The sequence below is a fragment of the Erwinia sp. QL-Z3 genome (assembly GCF_004551645.1).
Taxonomy (GTDB): domain Bacteria; phylum Pseudomonadota; class Gammaproteobacteria; order Enterobacterales; family Enterobacteriaceae; genus Erwinia; species Erwinia billingiae.
In genome coordinates this window covers 739,692-755,171 of sequence record NZ_CP037950.1, presented here as the reverse complement: position 1 = coordinate 755,171, position 15,480 = coordinate 739,692, and the positions used below count along the sequence as shown (strand labels likewise).

Below are 15,480 nucleotides of genomic sequence, written 5' to 3'. Positions count from 1 at the left end.
TTAATATAACTCACAACAGATGCAGATTAACGGCCTCGTTCGCTGTTAGCTCTCAGCAGCTCTTGGGAATCAGGTCTGGTTCGTGCCAAATGCGGACCTTGCAATATTTTTAATGCAAACGTTGTACCTCTAATGAGTTTGTTATATTACTAATGAATAGTCTGAAGTATACATTTGAAATGCATCAGACTTACTTAAGGATAGCTTTAAATAAATAAGTAAATGAAACTAACTTAATGCTTTGAGGATTGCTTAATGGGCACATGGATTACAATAAACACATCATTTAGGTCATTTTTTAGCGACAGAATAGGTTATAAGTCAGGACTAGCGCTCAATAACAATGAAATGATTCAACTTTTAGACAAAGATGATCCACTATTTGATGTTTTCACTAGTCAGAAAGAGGAGTTGTGTCGAATCAGGACAAATCACATTGAAGATACTTTTCAAAAGTTTTTGTATCGCCTAGGTGTGACATCACAAGACTTTATTGGTCATGCACCTACATTGCTCGAGATGGAGTTTAGGAGTGACCCAAACAAGAGAAAACTATTCCAACATGTGTTATGTTATCTTGGAGAGATTCACTTTGACAAAGGAAAACAATCAATATTCAACGATTTCAATGAAAGCCAATACTTTGAAAATATCCAAATACAGTTTGGGAGTGAAGCGTTGATTATTGCACATAGACTCGTTGAATTAATGAAAGATAGTGAAGAAGCTAGCCCTTGGGATTGGCTTTCGGCAAGAGTACTTGATTGGGAATCACCACTTGAGCTTAAAGAATTATTTGAGAGTGAATCATTAGATGCAATGTACGGAAGGTTCATAGATCAAAGATATTTGAACTATTTATCAATTAATACTGAAAAACTCGGTTCAATGCATTGGAGACAGTTCGAAGCACTAACTGCTGAGTACTTTGAACGAAAAGGATATAAAGTTGAGATAGGAAGTGGAAGAAATGATGGTGGTATTGATGTACGAGTTTGGCATCCTGATGCAGATGCCAGCGCACCTCCCGTTCAGCTTATTCAGTGCAAACGAACAAAATCAAAAATTGACAAAGTGTTGGTAAAATCTCTCTGGGCAGATGTTATTGATGAAAATGCCAAGGGTGGAATAATTGTAACCACATCATCATTTTCTCCTGGTGCTCAAGAAATCTGTAAAGCAAGAAAATATCCTATTAGAGAAGTAAATAGGGAAAAGGTTATTAAGTGGTTAAATGAATTACGCAGAGTAGGTAGAGGTGTATTCATGGGCGACTAGTATCAGGTACTGAGGTTGATTACTCGCTAGGAATTTAATGTCAGCTACTTGATGGCGGTAAAAGGTGAGGAGATATTTAATATTATCATTTGCACTATGATATCAGTTCTTTCATTTTTTTAATCTAATTCATTGTGACATGCTCCCGGTTAATTGACACAAAGCGCTGTTAGTAATGTCCGTAGATCGCTCATAGCAGCCTTTCATTTTAGACGATGAGCGATAAGTGAATTAGTAACGTCCTGCCATAATCTTCAGGATGACTTCGATTTGCCAAGCCGTGAAACTGGCTAATGGCTTCAGTGCCGTAGAAACCTATCTGAAATCCAAGCCGAGCAGACCGGATTTTTACGCCTGAAAGTGAATAGTGTTCACCCTCGGGTGAATAGTGATGAATAGTACAAACATAAGTGATCACCACTTAACTGCATGATAATAAATAATAAAATTGAAAGGTGAACAGGGTGAACACTTTTACTTAAAATCTTTTTTTTCTGAATTAATGCTAAAATTTTAGGGTCAGCAGCACCGGTAAGGGTCTACAGCACGGAACCAAACCGAGAGAAGAATTTCATCAAAAATTGATGAATGATTCTTGCGCGATTTCATAACTCTCTGTTTTTGAAGTGAGAGCCACAAATTATTGTGGGGGCACAAATGGGGGCACTCTTAGATTGTCATTATTAAAAAATCAATAAAACCATGATCTTGTATGATTGTTTGAGTCCGGCCTTCGGCACCATAGTGTATGAAAATAGACCTCAATTGAGGTCTTTTTTTGTCTCTAAAATCCAGCAGTTACGCTGTTTATCCCCTGTTCTATATCTCTTGACGTCCACTCACATCTCTCCACATATACCAACAAATGATGGTATAACTGGTGGTATCTTCGGTTGGATTGATTTTGATACCAACAATGGAGGTATCAACAGATGGCACTCAATGATATTAAAGTTCGAACAACCTAACCCTCCGACAAACCCTTCAAACTCACTGATTGGCAGGGAATGCACCTGCTAATCAATCCAAATGGTTCAATATACTGGCGACTCCAATACCGTTTTGAGGGCAAACAGAAAGTTTTAGCCTTGGGTGTTTATCCAATGGTCTCTCTTGGAGAAGCCCGCAGGAAACGAGATGAGGCCAAAAAGTTGGTATCTGATGGTATCGACCCTTCTGAGAAGAAAAAAGCAGAAAAAATTGAGCAGAGCGGAGCCCTGAAATTCGAAGTTGTTGTAAGGGACTGGCATAATACCTGTAAAAGGAAATGGTCAGATTCCCACAACGAGAGGGTCCTAAAAAGCATGGAAGATGGTTTCTTTACTGCGATTGGTAAAAGAAAAATATCTGAGCTTAAGACCAGAGATCTTCTTGCACCTATCAAAGCTTTAGAAGATTCCGGGCGATTGGAAGTTGCTTCACGCCTACAGCAAAGAACAACGGCAGTAATGCGATATGCTGTCCATAATGGGCTGATAGATTACAATCATGCTCAGGAGATGGCAGGAGCTATAGCTGTAGCCAAAAGAGTTCACAGGCTAGCTTTGCCTTTCGAACAATTCAGGGGTTGATGAGGTCAAACGACCTGCTAACTTGAGAATTGCCTCGCAGCGTGTCAGTAATCTTGAATCTAAAAATAAACTTTTGACAAAAGAGCTCAGAAACTTAGCAGAGATGTTTGTTGTATGGTAATACAATGCTATGAACTATGGAATTAGTTTTAGAAACTTAATGCTGAATTGCCAGAAATAGACAGGGAAACGAATGCCGACTGATTATTGAGTTGCGCAGATTTTGCGCAATTTAATTAATGTGTTATATTGTATATATAACCAAGGAGTGGTCGCTCAATTTTGCAAGGGTGCAATCTATGATAAAAAAAGACGCATTTACAAAGGAAGAAAAGCTACTTCTGCTTTTGCAGATGTTCATTAAAATATTAAAAAAATCAGGTTGCCCGCATAGTAAGATAGTTCGATACATCTGGTTGTTCTGTGTTGGCTATTATCTAAAATATTATCTTCCTCAATCAAAAACAAAGTTGATAGATCGCTTCACGATCATATCTATGCTCGCGAATACTGTAAAAATCAAGCTCTCCCCTAGTCATCTTAAAACTGGGTTATGAGCATGAGATTACTTTTTTCTTTCGCGCTTTAATTCACTATATCATTGATAATGATATAGTGAATAATAAGGCAAGGGTGAAATATGAGAAAACTGTACTCTTGAATCAGATCGTTCCGGCTAGAAGAAAGAGAAAGAGAAAGAGAAAGAGAAAGAGAAAGAGAAAGAAAAAGAAAAAGAGAATTTAAAATAAATTTTAAAATATTTTTTCTGAAAAGAGCCATAAAATATGGCTCCTTTGAGTTTGTTAAGAAGTCCTAGTTCGATTAGATAAAGCGCAGCCCCAACTAAAAAGTAACTCACCAATATTATCCCATTCATCTTTCATATATGGCGGTAATATTTTTGGTAACTTGGCTAGATCAAAATTTGATAAAACTTCTGAGCTTGCGTGTAGTAATTTTTCACTAAATCCAGGCACTGCAATACAAGAGTCTTTGCACGAACAATTCATTTTCCTAACGCATTTACTACGCTTAAAATTAGGAGCTTTTTCTATGGGGTCATGCCAAAATCTGTCATTGTAAATCTCATCTATTTCGTTAATTTTATTAACTGACATACCCAGTTTGTGATCGAAATATTTTTTTACTTCGGGTGAGTAAGCAATAAGCGCCTTAAGTTGGTCATGCGAGTCAAGATATTTGCTATCTAATTTTTTTTGTTTAATAGCCTCTTCAATTATTTCCAATGGTATTAAAGATTCAACTTCATGAGATCTGATAATAAAGAATTTGCAGAAAGGACTATTGTCAGACTCTTTAAATTTTCTTGCAGTTGAGCCTAACTTAGAGCGAGGGTGTTTTTTATCAGTATCAAGAAGGCAGAAGCATAGTTTTTGCATATTTTTTATATGGTCGTAATTTGCCTTAGTTCCTCCGCCGCCACCGCTGATTACATCAAAATTAATATTAATACCAGGCATCTTTTGGCTGTGTTTAAAATGTTCTCCTATTATTCTGTATAATTTATAATCATTTATATTTTCGCATAGTAGTTTGGTTTGCTGAGAAACTGAAGAGTCATTAAAAAAATTGTACCCAACAGTAAAGAAATTGTCTTTTTTATTAAATCCAATAACACCATTAGCAGACGAAGACATGTCTACCTTACAAAAGTATTTAACTTTATTTTTGAGTAGATTTGTTTCTTTAATGTGTTGAAGGATGTTTTGTGCAGTATTGCAGTTTACTGCACCTAGGTTTTTATGGAGAGACATCTCTTTCAAAAAGCTTTCTTCGGAAATTACAATATGTTTCCTTTCACGATGTGCACACAATATATTTTGAATAGAAGTTTCAATGTTATTGTCGTCTAGAACTATTTTTCTGGAAGTGAATAATTCAATTAACATGTTATTCTCCAGAAAAGAAACCGACAGGCCAATTGATAAAATATCCCTCATTATCAAAGTTTGCTGTGTAGGTTGAGCTACCAGAGTCTTTGTTTTTTTCAAAAATCATTATGTTTACTTCATTTTTGCTAATTATATTATTCTGAATGCAATCGCCAATAGCATCAATCATTGATTGACTATGGGTTTCAAAAATAAATTTAATGTTTTTATTGGTGCCACGTACTGAATTAATAACTTTTGCAAAAAGAGTTGCTACTTTATTTTGATATGCAGGATGAAGGTGAAGTTCAGGCTGCTCAATAACAAATATTACTTCCTTTCGACTCTCAGAACGGTCTTGAATTTCTAACCATACGGACATAATAATAGGTAAAACCTGAGAGAAACCATAACCCATATCATTAATATTATGCTCATTTACATCATTTTCAGTTTTAATTTTTATTGCATAGTGCGAACCATCAGTAGTCACTAGCGCAATAAAACCAAAGTTTTCCTTGGTCCAATCTTGGAACTTGCTTTTTTCAGCGTCTGAAATTGCATTAAGAATCATAGCGACATTAGATCCCGTATGATCCATTTCGTCAACTTGCAGATCTTGAAAACGATAAAATCTCTCACTATTGGCTCGGATAGGAGCTAAATATTTTACTGATAAGAAAGATTCTCTTAATGAGTGGTTTATAACATTAGTCGTTCTCTGATAGTTTTTTAACAAAACATAGGGAAATAAAACATCTAGTAAATTTTCCATTGATTCTGGATCTTTTATTTTACCAAGGAAATATTTTTGTGTTTTAAATATTTCAAGAATCTGATTTTTCGTTTGTTCTCTACTAAAACAATAGATTTCTAAAACACCTTTTGCAATCGTAGATATACTTGTAGAAGAATGGAAGAATTTTTTTATTGCTTGTGCAGCTGCTTCTGCAGTTTTTTTATTATGATACCTGACATTGTTCAATTGAGAGCTATGACTACTGTAATCTAAATATCTATCATCTAAGTTATTTTTAGGCCAAAGACTTATTTCTTTAGTTTGTTTTTTTTGTGTGTCTGGTGTCCATATTAGATCAGGAAAAAATTTAAAATCTCTCTGCAAAGAAGGTTGCGCTTCAATTGAATATTCGTACGTATTTGTTGATGCCACGACAGAGGTTTTTTCACCAGATAAAGAAGGTGTAATTAATATTTTTGCACCATCTATCTCAAAGCTTATTGACTTTGTAAGAGTTTTTTTATCATGTTCAGTTATATTCAACTCAACAGAAACTTCTGGCGAGTAATCCCCTTTATGATATTGGCCAGTACTGTAAAAATAATCAAACCCCACAGCAAGTGGAACATTTAAATTAAAATTTAAAGTGATAACATCTTTATTTTGGCTGTTTTTGCAAATAGCTTCGCTAAAATTTCCATAATCAACAAATCTACCGTACCAAAGTATGGGGCCTGTAGTTGTCTCCTGTACAGATTGACGCAAAAGTGGAAATAGACGTATCAAGGAACTTTTGCCACTACTATTTCTTCCTAAATAAACTGTTAATGGTTTTAATTCACTATAAGCATAGTTTTCGAAGCTTCTCAAATTTTTGACGCCAAGACCTTTTAGCATAAATTGATCCTATAAATAATTTTTGACTGTAAGTAATAACTTTTTGATTAGGTGTAATTTGTTGAACGGTGAAATCAAGTTTCTTTATTAGATTTTATGTCCCAACCAGACTGTGTTTCTACACCTTTTCCACCAGTAGAAGATTGCTCCCAATACTGGGTTTTGACTTTTGAAGCCTGAAACTGATAAGAAACTCCAATCAAATCACGATTCGTGGTGCCGTTAAAAACAACATTAGTGATAAGAACATCTTCAAGTGTAATGCGGCAGTACTCGATTTGGCTGCCACCGGCCTTACACACCGAAAGCTCAGCCATGCCAATATGCTTACCGTTAGACACATAGCGCATGATTGCTGGAGTAGCTTTGTCTATGAGTGACTGAACTGAGAGATCTCGGTACTGAACTTTTCCTACACCACCACCTCCACCAACCGTCATGTTCCCTGGCTGGTTCGCGCCCCATGTGAAAGATTCTATGGTAATCCAGCCTTTATGATTACTGTCCTGTGATTCACCCGTAATGCCGTCGATTTTTAAGAAGAGATCTGTACTCATATCTGGTCCTTTTACTTTCCCTGAAAAGGGGAATCTGATTAAATAAACTTAATGATACATATAATGACATAAAGGCATAGTCATGGACTACTGGAAAGCAGACCGATTCAAAGATTACTTTTTAACAATGGCTAATACTGAGGCTAATCAGTTAGTTATATCTTCAAATCACTTATCTCTGATTCATTTGTCTGATGGTTACAATAGGGTTCAGTTTCAGGATGAAGTAAAGATATTCGTTAATGCTCAAATGGATACTATCCGTTCAGGTGCCACAGACGATGAATGTAAGCAATGTATTCAAAATCTGAAAGAAGAACATAGTAATCTTATGAGACAAGATCAGCTTCTTCGGACAGGTGAGGCGGCATTGCATGCTTCAGTACAGTTCCTTCAGCAAGGTGATATCTGGGGATATGTTATCAATGGTGTTGGGGTAGTACTGAGTGGGTTACAGGTAGTGGCTGGGTTTGGAGTCATGGCCGCTTCAGCTGCAACCGGGAATATAATAGGGGTTGGATTTGGTGCTATGCTCACACTACATGGAGTGAATGGCGTACAGGAGGGCGTAATGAATGTTATCACAGGAAAAAAGGACGCCCAGGGATTCTTAAAAGATGGTTACATCGGAGCAGCCAAGTTCTTAGGCTTTGATCAAAAAACAGGAGAAATTGCCTATAGCAGTATGGATTTAGCTCTCTCAGCCTACGGCATGTTCAGGCTGATAAGAAAACCTGAAACATTTCGTCTCTTCTATTACATTAATTCAGATTTTGTTAGAGGTGTTAGAGATATGAGTCGTTTTGAGCTTGGTGTCGAAATCTATAACGACTCATTGGCGCTTAAATCTATATATGATAATAAAGATTAATGTAATCCTTTCAACATATAAATAAATGCTTTGTACCCTAATTTCATAGGGGTAAAAATATAAAAAACCGGGGCAACAATTAACATGGTTATAGAATAAGATAGAATTGCGACATGATCTTTGTACTTATACGTATATAACCATACAGCCGCGAGTATAAATATAAGTATCATTGAGGCAATAAACCTTATATTTAACTCTTTTAGCAGTGCTGGGTATGTATTACTTCCTTTTTCTAAGTAATGTCTTAACGCATTGATATCCTTAGCGTTAAAGCCACTTTCAGATAGTTTTCTTTCAAACTCAAATGCATTCATGTCACGGGCCAAAATTGTTAAGTTTGGCCCATGATAACCCACATGGCTGCTCTGTTGCCAGCCCGTATTTGGTTGAAATTGAGGTGTGAAACGTCTTCGATGCAAAACGTTTCCCCACGGCATTTATGTATTGCTAATGTTGATTCAAAACCCGTTATGAACCGAATCATTACTCTCAATGAAAGACCAGTTCTCTACTTTATCACCTGTGAATGTGATAGTTAGATTTTTGCTTTTCATATCAGTTTCATTAGAGAGCCGGCCTACTATTGGGATATAAGACATTGCTTACAGACTCGAGTTCATGATTGAATAAACCCACATGTCTTCATTTGTATCCACAGTTGTTATACGCGTTGGCTCACCAAAATCTCTTAAACTTTCTTGCTTCGTAGTTCGACCTTTATAAATCTTTGACGCAATACTTTGCTGCGTCTCATTTTTAATTGATTGATTCCCTGCTGTTGAAGCACAACCTGGCAGAATGGAAATGTCACTGAGTGAAACCAACGCTGTTGCGTGAACATGCTTTAGACGCACTGCTGAATGCCCCTAGCGACGTAAACCTGACGAATTGTGCAAAGCGGATCAGCGCAGCCAGTAAGGTAGTAATGACAGGCAGGAGAATAATCTGACCCTTAGCATCGGTCGACGTGGTAATTGCTGGGATAATGCTATGGGAGAATACTTCTTAAGTCCGCTAATGATAACGTATTAGAAAGCAAATATATAAAACTAGGGCATGGTCCGGGCGGAAATCTTCGACCACACTGAAGTGTTATATAAACTAACCTAGGGTTACAGTCTTCTTGTGGATGTCGTCCTTGGGGGCCTTTAAAAAAGGCGTCAACTTGAGGACATAAAATGTGTACTGGACCGGGGCACCCTAGGATTCGACAGTGCTATCAGATGCTAAATCAATGAACATCGAAAAATAAAAAACAAAAAAAAGTTAGGTTAATCCCGGCATTTTTAGTTCACGATACATCTTTCCATGAAAGAATCTAAGAATTGATCGGTTACTCCTTGAGGCTTACGACGTTCACAAAGAGAGTACAATTCTTCTACGGCAGAGTATGGGAAGAACTTTGTGTCAAGTTCACGAAATTGTGGTCTGTTTGCAAATTCAATGACTTTGTCTCGATATTCGTCCGGAGCTACGATTGTCCATCGTATATCCTGCAGACGAGGGGCATAATCACAGAAGTTCTTCATACGTGTCAGGCCGCTTATTATTCCGGTACTATGCTCGATCTCCATCACAGCAGGCATCAATTTACCATTTCTAAACCAGATGCAATCTATCAATCTTGCACCATGAATGGCTTCATTGTAGGAACTTAAGACTTTTTCGTTAGACAAACTATCAATGACGCCATCCATTTGGGCGATTGCCTGTCCATCATATTTTAACCCTCGGTCATTAGCTGCGACCCATGTCCTGTATCCCAGATGATGTCCTATTTTTACTAATGCTATTTGGATTTGTGCATGCCTTCTTGATTCCTCAATCGACATGCCTTCAACTGGGCGGATTGTTTCTAAATCAACGCTTTGATATATGACTTCTGTGTTCATCTCTGAAATTACAATATTAGATTTGAATTCAGAGATCTTGCCGTTTTCATGTGGCGAACTTGGTAAATATATAAGATGTTTGTGACCTTTCTTAACCGTCTGCTTAGTGTTAATAACCTCTAAGCGATCGAGCTTACACCAATAAAATTGTGGAGTATGAGCAAGCAAACTCTCAATGACTGAACGAGAGTTATAGCTTGCACCGAACACTCTGTCTAAATTAATAGGGGCATCTTCTTGAATTGCGTTAGCCAAACGCCATAGCATTTGACTAGATATACTATCTAGTTTTGCATCTTTGAGCGTTTCACCTTTGGCCGGATTAAAACGCTTGAAGCGTATTGGACCTTGTGGCGACTTAATCGAGTCGATAACAATCTTCCCAGAATTACTGTCATTCACATAATCAAACTGCCTGTTTTTTGGCAGATTCGCTATCGCATTCACAAGATTCATTGCTGTTAAATTCATCTTTAATACCTAAATGCTCTAAAATAGATTTTGCTATTCCGAATGCTGCAAGATAAGGGACACCGTTTCCAACAGTTTTAAACATATTTGAAAGAGTCATGTAACTTGGTAATTCAAATTCTTTCGGCAAAGACTGAATAGCAAGTGCTTCTGCAACCGTTATTCTGCGAGGCTTATATGGATGCAAATGGACCTCATTATTACCGTAAGCAGCTGTTGGGGAATATCTCCATCGGTGAAGGCGTTTGTAAGATTTTTTACTGTCGTCACCTTCTGCAACAGCCTTAAACCGTACTAACCCAGCTCTGGCCGTAAATACATGCTTTGAGTTTACATGTTCAGATACGTTATTTTTCTTAAACCAAAAGTCAACAGTTAACTCTTCAGGAAGTGACTCGGGCATTATCAGTGTTGAATCCTCAACAAATTCATTTGTTGTCGGCCAACTGTTATTGAATGCATTACGATCCGGATATACTCTGCCACTCCATTCAAATGACTTTGCTAGTTTCTTACTTTGAAAGCCTAACAATATAATACGCTCCCGGTCCTGTGGGGCACTGTATTCAATCGAATTGATTAGTCTTTCATGCAGGGTATAACCCACCTCCATCAGCTGTTTTTTGAGATGCTCAAAAAAATCGCGATGTTTGAGTGTGCGATATAAACCTTTCACGTTTTCGAATAAGAAGAAGTCAGGCTTCATCTCTACAATTATATCAATGTAGCTTTGGGAAAGCTTACCGTTCTCTCCGTCACGCCCTTTATTCTTGCCTGCCACGGAAAAGTCCGGACATGGGGGCCCACCGATGAAGCCAGTCAGTCTTTTTTCTGTCTTGAGAGCCTTAATTGCGTCTTTTAACAGCTTGTGATCCCCTTCCTCAATGCTCTTTTCTGCATACCCAAAACGTGGAATAGGCTTTTTCATAACCGCCCGCGAGTGCTTGTAAGCATCCATGAACGGCGGGTGAAATTCATTCACAAAAACCACTTCGTAGCCTGAGTTTTCAAAGCCAAGGTCAAGAAAGCCTGAGCCGGAAAAGAAAGAGAAGATGGCGGGTTTAAGTGCGGACATTTTTTACCTATTGTTGATCGTTAAGTCATGCGAAAACGCCTCAGCATTTTAACAGATGAAGGGGTCATTGCAACGGATAGCGAGCACTTTAAAAAGGTCAGCTGCTGTGATTTTATGGGGCTATGACCTTATGGCCTGCTTCCCGTTGATGAACACTGCGATGTCAATGATGCCTTCGTCATGACCCTGACCCAAAATCCTACTCCATCCAGAAATAGGGTTACGGCATGATACAAACTCTACTGAGCAGAGGTTGTGCCAATGAAAAAATCACGATTCACCGAAGAGCAGATAGTTTTTGCCCTGAAGCACGCTGAATTCCCTTCTAACCCTCCCAACCCTCATCCTCACTCTCTCAGCCATCTCCCCCAAATTATCCTCCCTCAACCCCAGCACCACGTTATACCCCATCAGCAGCGACCGATCCCCCAGCCGTGGCATCGGAGCTAACCTCATCGGAATAGTCAGTTGCAAACTCGCGTCGTAATCACATCCCTAATACACCCGCAGCAAAGTAAATACGTCTTCCCTCAACTGCCCGCCGGGCAGCCAGCCTTTGGCCTCGTTCGCGTCCTCGGTAAACATCTCTACGCCAATGCAGTAGTTGGCGTCGGACATCATGCTGCCAAGCACTAAGTGATCGCCCAACTTTTGCCGATCTGAAATCGAGAATCGGGCACGCTTTCCGACGGGCATCTCCGTTACCTTATGCGGCTTCACGACAACCTGTGTATAGGGTGCCTGCGTGCGGATCACGCTGGCAATACCTTCTGCCGTGCGGATCGTTAGGACCAGCGGTTGCAGTATTGCCAGCAGTCGCGAGGCGAAAACGTCGCTGCTGTCAGTGATGCCGGTCAGGGCCATCAGGCTGCGGGAGGTTTTATCTGTACCGCCGTCTTCAAAGGTGGCGAGATAGCTGTACTTTCGCCAGATGCGGTAAAACTGCGTCATCATCCGGTGGTTAAAAATGTCCAGAAAGGCCTCCTGCGCCTCGTGGCCTTCGCGCTTTTGGGCGATGTCATCGATATAGCCGGTCGGCAGCGGCGAATCCACGCCGTACAGCCCCATAAAGGTGGTGCGCACCGTCGGCGGGGCATCGGGCCGTTCGGGATCGGTTTCCACCGCTTTAAGTTCGCTGACCGGAAAACCCATGCTCGGATGCGGGCGAAAGCGCACCGCGTCATTTTTTGGCGAGAAAGTGCTGCCGATGGGTTTCTGGTCTGACAGCTGTTTCTCCAGTAGCTGGCAAAAGCGATAGAAGTTAAATGCCTGCGCCCGGTCTTTGCCGTCCTTGTCGCGCCAGAATGCTTTCAGGCGCTTTTCACTATCTTCCATCGTCATCAGAACAAAATCCGTGTTAAGCGTCGCTCTGGCCAAACCTATTGTCTGCCCCAATTCATTCAGCTCAAATAATCGACAAATCGCACATCGCGGATATAATGAATATAACCGATATATCCATCTGTCAATCGAGGTGAATGATGGCAGCGAAAAACAACTCTGCACGGCGTGAAGATCACTCCTTCGATGTGAGGAGCCTGAGCGGCGACCAGCTTCACAGCCTGGAAACCCATGCCGATGCGGCATACCTGGTGATTGATTTGGGCAGCACGAAAGCGCGTAACCCCGCATTCAATGAAACCATGAAGGTGGCGATGCAAGCAGCCCTGAACGCCGTGCTGGCTTCGTTTAGCCAGAAAGAGCCTGCGTTGAACAAGAGCACGGCTTCCAGTAGACGAAAAACGCTGGCGGTGGTCACTGAACCTCTGGAACAAACCAGTAAACAGGCCAGGGCCGAACGGAATGCTCAACGACGTGAACAGCTGAACGACCGTATTCTGGCAGATTCCGTCTGGCTGACGGCGCGTGAACTCTCCGAAAAAGCTAACTTCCAGAGCAGTAATCCAAGCGCGGGACCTAATCGCTGGAAATCGGCAGGAAGTATTTTTGCCCTGCAGCTGCAAGGCAAGGACAACTACCCGGAATATGCGCTGGATGAAGGTTTCCGGCCAATCCCGGTGGTGAAGCAGGTGATCTCACTGTTCGGCGAGAGGAAAACGCCGTGGGGACTCGCCATCTGGTTTGGGTCGGAGAACAGCTGGCTTGGCGGCAAAAAGCCGAAAGATGTGCTGACATCGCAGCCCAAGCAGGTGCTGTTAGCGGCACAGGCAGAGAGAGAGGGCGCCGTTCATGGCTGATGCCGATGACAAGGAGGTTGTTGCCCGCAAAATACGTCAGCCCAAGGCTAATTTGCAGGTGAACTTTGTTACCTGGCCTGCGGGCAAACGGCTCCATCGGGTGCATTCAGCGGATTACAGTGCAGTGCAGTTCAACCCAGGTAAGGGGAACTCTCGCTTCAGCCCAATGAGTAACGGCGTAGCGACGTTGTACGGCGGTGAAAATTTCGGCGTGGCGGTGATGGAAACGCTGTTCCACGATCTGCCGGCAGACTCCGCTGGCGCACCTTACGATTTGGGAAAGCTGGCCGGAATGGCGCATTCAATTATCATGCCGCTTATTGACCTCCAGCTTGCGGATCTTAATCCTAAAACACTGCGCAAAATGGGTGTCACGCGAGCCCAGCTTTTAGACTCTTCTGCCGAACAGTATATTTTCACCCGGGAATACGCGGTGGCAATACATCAGGCTTTCCCGGACGTTCAAGGGCTACAGTGGTCTTCTAAACAGCATGGTGATGCGGCGTTGATGCTTTTTGGTGACCGTATTGAAGCATCTCAACTAAATGTTGAGATTGAATCTGAAGTGATAAATGAGTCAGAGAACGTGTTGGATGCTATTGAGGAAGAAGCCGATCAGCTGGGTGTAGTGCTTTTGGCGGCGGGTGGTGGAGGTTAGTCAGAGAGTGCCGCAGGCCGTGTGATTCAGCCATGATGGAGAGAGAGCATGAGCTCTTTTCTATCACAATACTCTTGCTTTCAACGCCGCTTGTTCATACTATCACTTTGTTCATGATTCATGAACATTCAAAAGGCGTGAACGAATGATTGAAGAACAGTTTCTGTCTGAAGTGGTTGAAAGCCTGCCCAAAGGTTTTGAACTGAAATGTAGCGTGAACCCACAGGGTGATCAAAATCAGTCTGAGATGACAGCAAAGCTGCTCAGACCTGACGGTAAAGGCATTGATTTTACACTGGAAATTAAAAAGATTCATCGTGTAGAAAGCTTGATGAGTATACGCAATAAAATTGCCCACAATCCAGCCGGTCTGCCTTTATTACTTATCTGTAATCAACTTACGCCCACACTCGCTGAATACTGCTTCAATAACTGTTTGAACTATATCGATACGGCTGGGAACGCGATTATTCAGACCCCTGAGTTGTACGTTCTCATAAAAGGGAAAGTAGGCATAAAGCCTGTTTCAGTAAAGTCTCGATTTGCTGAAGGGGTGATGAAATTGCTATTCGTATTACTCTCCCGCCCAGAAAGCCTCAATGAAACTTATCGTAGCCTTGCTGCTCACTCGAGCATTTCTCTCGGCATGGTAAGTAAGGCATTTGAGTTTCTTGAAGCACAAAAATATTATCGTAAAACCCAGCATGGACGCCGCCTGATGAACGTCGAAGAGCTACAGGTTTTGTGGAGACGTGATTATGCTGCGGCGCTTCTTCCAAAATTGTCCAGTATCCCGCTGCTCCAACCCAATTCATGGCATGATATTTCGCTGCTTTCAGGTGAGTGCTGGGGAGGCGAAGTTGCAGCTGCGGAGTTAACCGGGGGCTACCTGATAGCCGAAAGAGGGACGCTCTTTACGCCGCTACCTTTAACACAAAGGCGGCAAACATTGGGATTGAAACCCCACCGTGAAGGTAAGCTACAACTCGTCTCCAGTTTTTGGGGGGATAATTTTGAGCTCAACAAAAAAGCCATAGCCATGTTGTGTGTAGCAGAACTGCTGGCCAGCGTGGACGATAGAAATCTGGAAACGGCGAAAATAATTAATGATAAGTATCTTCAGCTTAGTGAATCCGCTCTCTTCAGTTATTGAAACGTTACTGACGAAGATAAGTCATATTTGCTCAGAGAAGGGCATTCCATTCTTTATCGCCGGGGCAACAGCTCGCGAAATTTTGCTTCATCACGTACACGGTAAAAACCTTGGACGGCGGACCCGTGATATTGATATCGCCATATTTGTTAATGAGTGGCGAGTATTTGATGAACTAAAACAAACGCTAACCGCCGTTGGGGCGAAAGAAGTGGGTTAAAATGT

12 protein-coding genes and 3 pseudogenes are annotated in these 15,480 nt (G+C 41.1%); 8 read left to right on the top strand and 7 right to left on the bottom strand.

What is annotated here, in order from left to right:
* Window positions 1-255 precede the first annotated feature (255 nt).
* Both E2F51_RS04055 and E2F51_RS04050 read left to right on the top strand, forming a co-directional pair.
* Window positions 256-1,278 carry a restriction endonuclease gene (locus E2F51_RS04055; protein WP_134822824.1) on the top strand — a complete coding sequence of 341 codons (1,023 nt, stop codon included), beginning with the start codon at window positions 256-258 and terminating at the stop codon, window positions 1,276-1,278.
* A 932-nt stretch (window positions 1,279-2,210) separates the two neighbouring features.
* Window positions 2,211-2,840 (top strand): annotated as a pseudogene (locus E2F51_RS04050) (tyrosine-type recombinase/integrase); the annotation flags it as partial.
* A gap of 812 nt (window positions 2,841-3,652) precedes the next feature.
* Here the strand turns inward: E2F51_RS04050 and E2F51_RS04045 are convergent.
* The 3 genes from E2F51_RS04045 to E2F51_RS04035 all read right to left on the bottom strand — a co-directional run bounded on the left by E2F51_RS04045 (window position 3,653) and on the right by E2F51_RS04035 (window position 6,934).
* Window positions 3,653-4,759, bottom strand: a complete 1,107-nt coding sequence (locus tag E2F51_RS04045; protein WP_134822823.1) for a hypothetical protein — start codon at window positions 4,757-4,759, stop codon at window positions 3,653-3,655.
* A 1-nt stretch (window position 4,760) separates the two neighbouring features.
* Entirely contained in the window at window positions 4,761-6,377 is a 1,617-nt protein-coding gene (locus E2F51_RS04040) for an AAA family ATPase (protein WP_134822822.1), read from the bottom strand.
* Between the two features lie 74 nt (window positions 6,378-6,451).
* Window positions 6,452-6,934, bottom strand: coding sequence for a type VI secretion system tube protein Hcp (locus E2F51_RS04035; RefSeq protein WP_134822821.1), 483 nt, complete (start codon window positions 6,932-6,934; stop codon window positions 6,452-6,454).
* Window positions 6,935-7,016: 82 nt separating this feature from the next.
* Between E2F51_RS04035 and E2F51_RS04030 the strand changes: the two genes are divergently transcribed.
* A complete protein-coding gene (locus E2F51_RS04030; RefSeq protein WP_134822820.1) occupies window positions 7,017-7,805 on the top strand; it encodes a DUF4225 domain-containing protein in 789 nt (262 codons plus the stop codon).
* On the opposite strand, the gene E2F51_RS04025 is transcribed toward E2F51_RS04030, so the two are convergent.
* Complete coding sequence (locus E2F51_RS04025) at window positions 7,802-8,227, bottom strand: hypothetical protein (RefSeq protein ID WP_134822819.1); 426 nt, start codon at window positions 8,225-8,227, stop codon at window positions 7,802-7,804. The two genes, E2F51_RS04030 and E2F51_RS04025, sit on opposite strands and share 4 nt — an antisense overlap.
* A gap of 395 nt (window positions 8,228-8,622) precedes the next feature.
* Between E2F51_RS04025 and E2F51_RS24020 the strand changes: the two are divergent.
* Window positions 8,623-8,918: pseudogene (locus E2F51_RS24020) on the top strand (IS3 family transposase); the annotation flags it as partial.
* A gap of 176 nt (window positions 8,919-9,094) precedes the next feature.
* Here E2F51_RS24020 and E2F51_RS04015 read toward each other — a convergent pair.
* The 3 genes and pseudogenes from E2F51_RS04015 to tssG form a co-directional block, all read right to left on the bottom strand.
* A complete protein-coding gene (locus E2F51_RS04015) occupies window positions 9,095-10,171 on the bottom strand; it encodes a restriction endonuclease (protein WP_245174174.1) in 1,077 nt (358 codons plus the stop codon).
* Window positions 10,107-11,246 (bottom strand): DNA cytosine methyltransferase, encoded by a 1,140-nt coding sequence (locus E2F51_RS04010; RefSeq protein ID WP_134822818.1) that lies wholly within the window; start codon window positions 11,244-11,246, stop codon window positions 10,107-10,109. Before E2F51_RS04010 ends, E2F51_RS04015 begins: the two co-directional genes overlap by 65 nt.
* 270 nt (window positions 11,247-11,516) lie before the next feature.
* Window positions 11,517-12,581: pseudogene (gene tssG, locus E2F51_RS04005) on the bottom strand (type VI secretion system baseplate subunit TssG).
* Between the two features lie 143 nt (window positions 12,582-12,724).
* Between tssG and E2F51_RS04000 the strand changes: the two are divergent.
* From E2F51_RS04000 to E2F51_RS24015, 4 genes are all read left to right on the top strand, one after another.
* Window positions 12,725-13,444 (top strand): integrase, encoded by a 720-nt coding sequence (locus E2F51_RS04000; protein WP_245174173.1) that lies wholly within the window; start codon window positions 12,725-12,727, stop codon window positions 13,442-13,444.
* On the top strand, window positions 13,437-14,102 hold the full coding sequence (locus E2F51_RS03995; protein ID WP_134822817.1) for an RES family NAD+ phosphorylase: 666 nt from the start codon (window positions 13,437-13,439) through the stop codon (window positions 14,100-14,102). Before E2F51_RS04000 ends, E2F51_RS03995 begins: the two co-directional genes overlap by 8 nt.
* A gap of 145 nt (window positions 14,103-14,247) precedes the next feature.
* On the top strand, window positions 14,248-15,255 hold the full coding sequence (locus E2F51_RS03990; RefSeq protein WP_134822816.1) for a type IV toxin-antitoxin system AbiEi family antitoxin: 1,008 nt from the start codon (window positions 14,248-14,250) through the stop codon (window positions 15,253-15,255).
* On the top strand, window positions 15,209-15,475 hold the full coding sequence (locus E2F51_RS24015) for a hypothetical protein (RefSeq protein ID WP_245174171.1): 267 nt from the start codon (window positions 15,209-15,211) through the stop codon (window positions 15,473-15,475). Before E2F51_RS03990 ends, E2F51_RS24015 begins: the two co-directional genes overlap by 47 nt.
* Window positions 15,476-15,480 lie beyond the last annotated feature (5 nt).

Bases quoted from the DNA above. Each gene is read 5' to 3' on its own strand.
- E2F51_RS24015 (WP_245174171.1), top strand. From the start codon at position 15,209: ATGATAAGTATCTTCAGCTTAGTGAATCCGCTCTCTTCAGTTATTGAA.
- E2F51_RS03990 (WP_134822816.1), top strand. From the start codon at position 14,248: ATGATTGAAGAACAGTTTCTGTCTGAAGTGGTTGAAAGCCTGCCCAAA.
- E2F51_RS04030 (WP_134822820.1), top strand. From the start codon at position 7,017: ATGGACTACTGGAAAGCAGACCGATTCAAAGATTACTTTTTAACAATG.
- E2F51_RS03995 (WP_134822817.1), top strand. From the start codon at position 13,437: ATGGCTGATGCCGATGACAAGGAGGTTGTTGCCCGCAAAATACGTCAG.
- E2F51_RS04015 (WP_245174174.1), bottom strand. From the start codon at position 10,171: ATGAATTTAACAGCAATGAATCTTGTGAATGCGATAGCGAATCTGCCA.
- E2F51_RS04045 (WP_134822823.1), bottom strand. From the start codon at position 4,759: ATGTTAATTGAATTATTCACTTCCAGAAAAATAGTTCTAGACGACAAT.
- E2F51_RS04010 (WP_134822818.1), bottom strand. From the start codon at position 11,246: ATGTCCGCACTTAAACCCGCCATCTTCTCTTTCTTTTCCGGCTCAGGC.
- E2F51_RS04055 (WP_134822824.1), top strand. From the start codon at position 256: ATGGGCACATGGATTACAATAAACACATCATTTAGGTCATTTTTTAGC.
- E2F51_RS04000 (WP_245174173.1), top strand. From the start codon at position 12,725: ATGATGGCAGCGAAAAACAACTCTGCACGGCGTGAAGATCACTCCTTC.
- E2F51_RS04040 (WP_134822822.1), bottom strand. From the start codon at position 6,377: ATGCTAAAAGGTCTTGGCGTCAAAAATTTGAGAAGCTTCGAAAACTAT.
- E2F51_RS04035 (WP_134822821.1), bottom strand. From the start codon at position 6,934: ATGAGTACAGATCTCTTCTTAAAAATCGACGGCATTACGGGTGAATCA.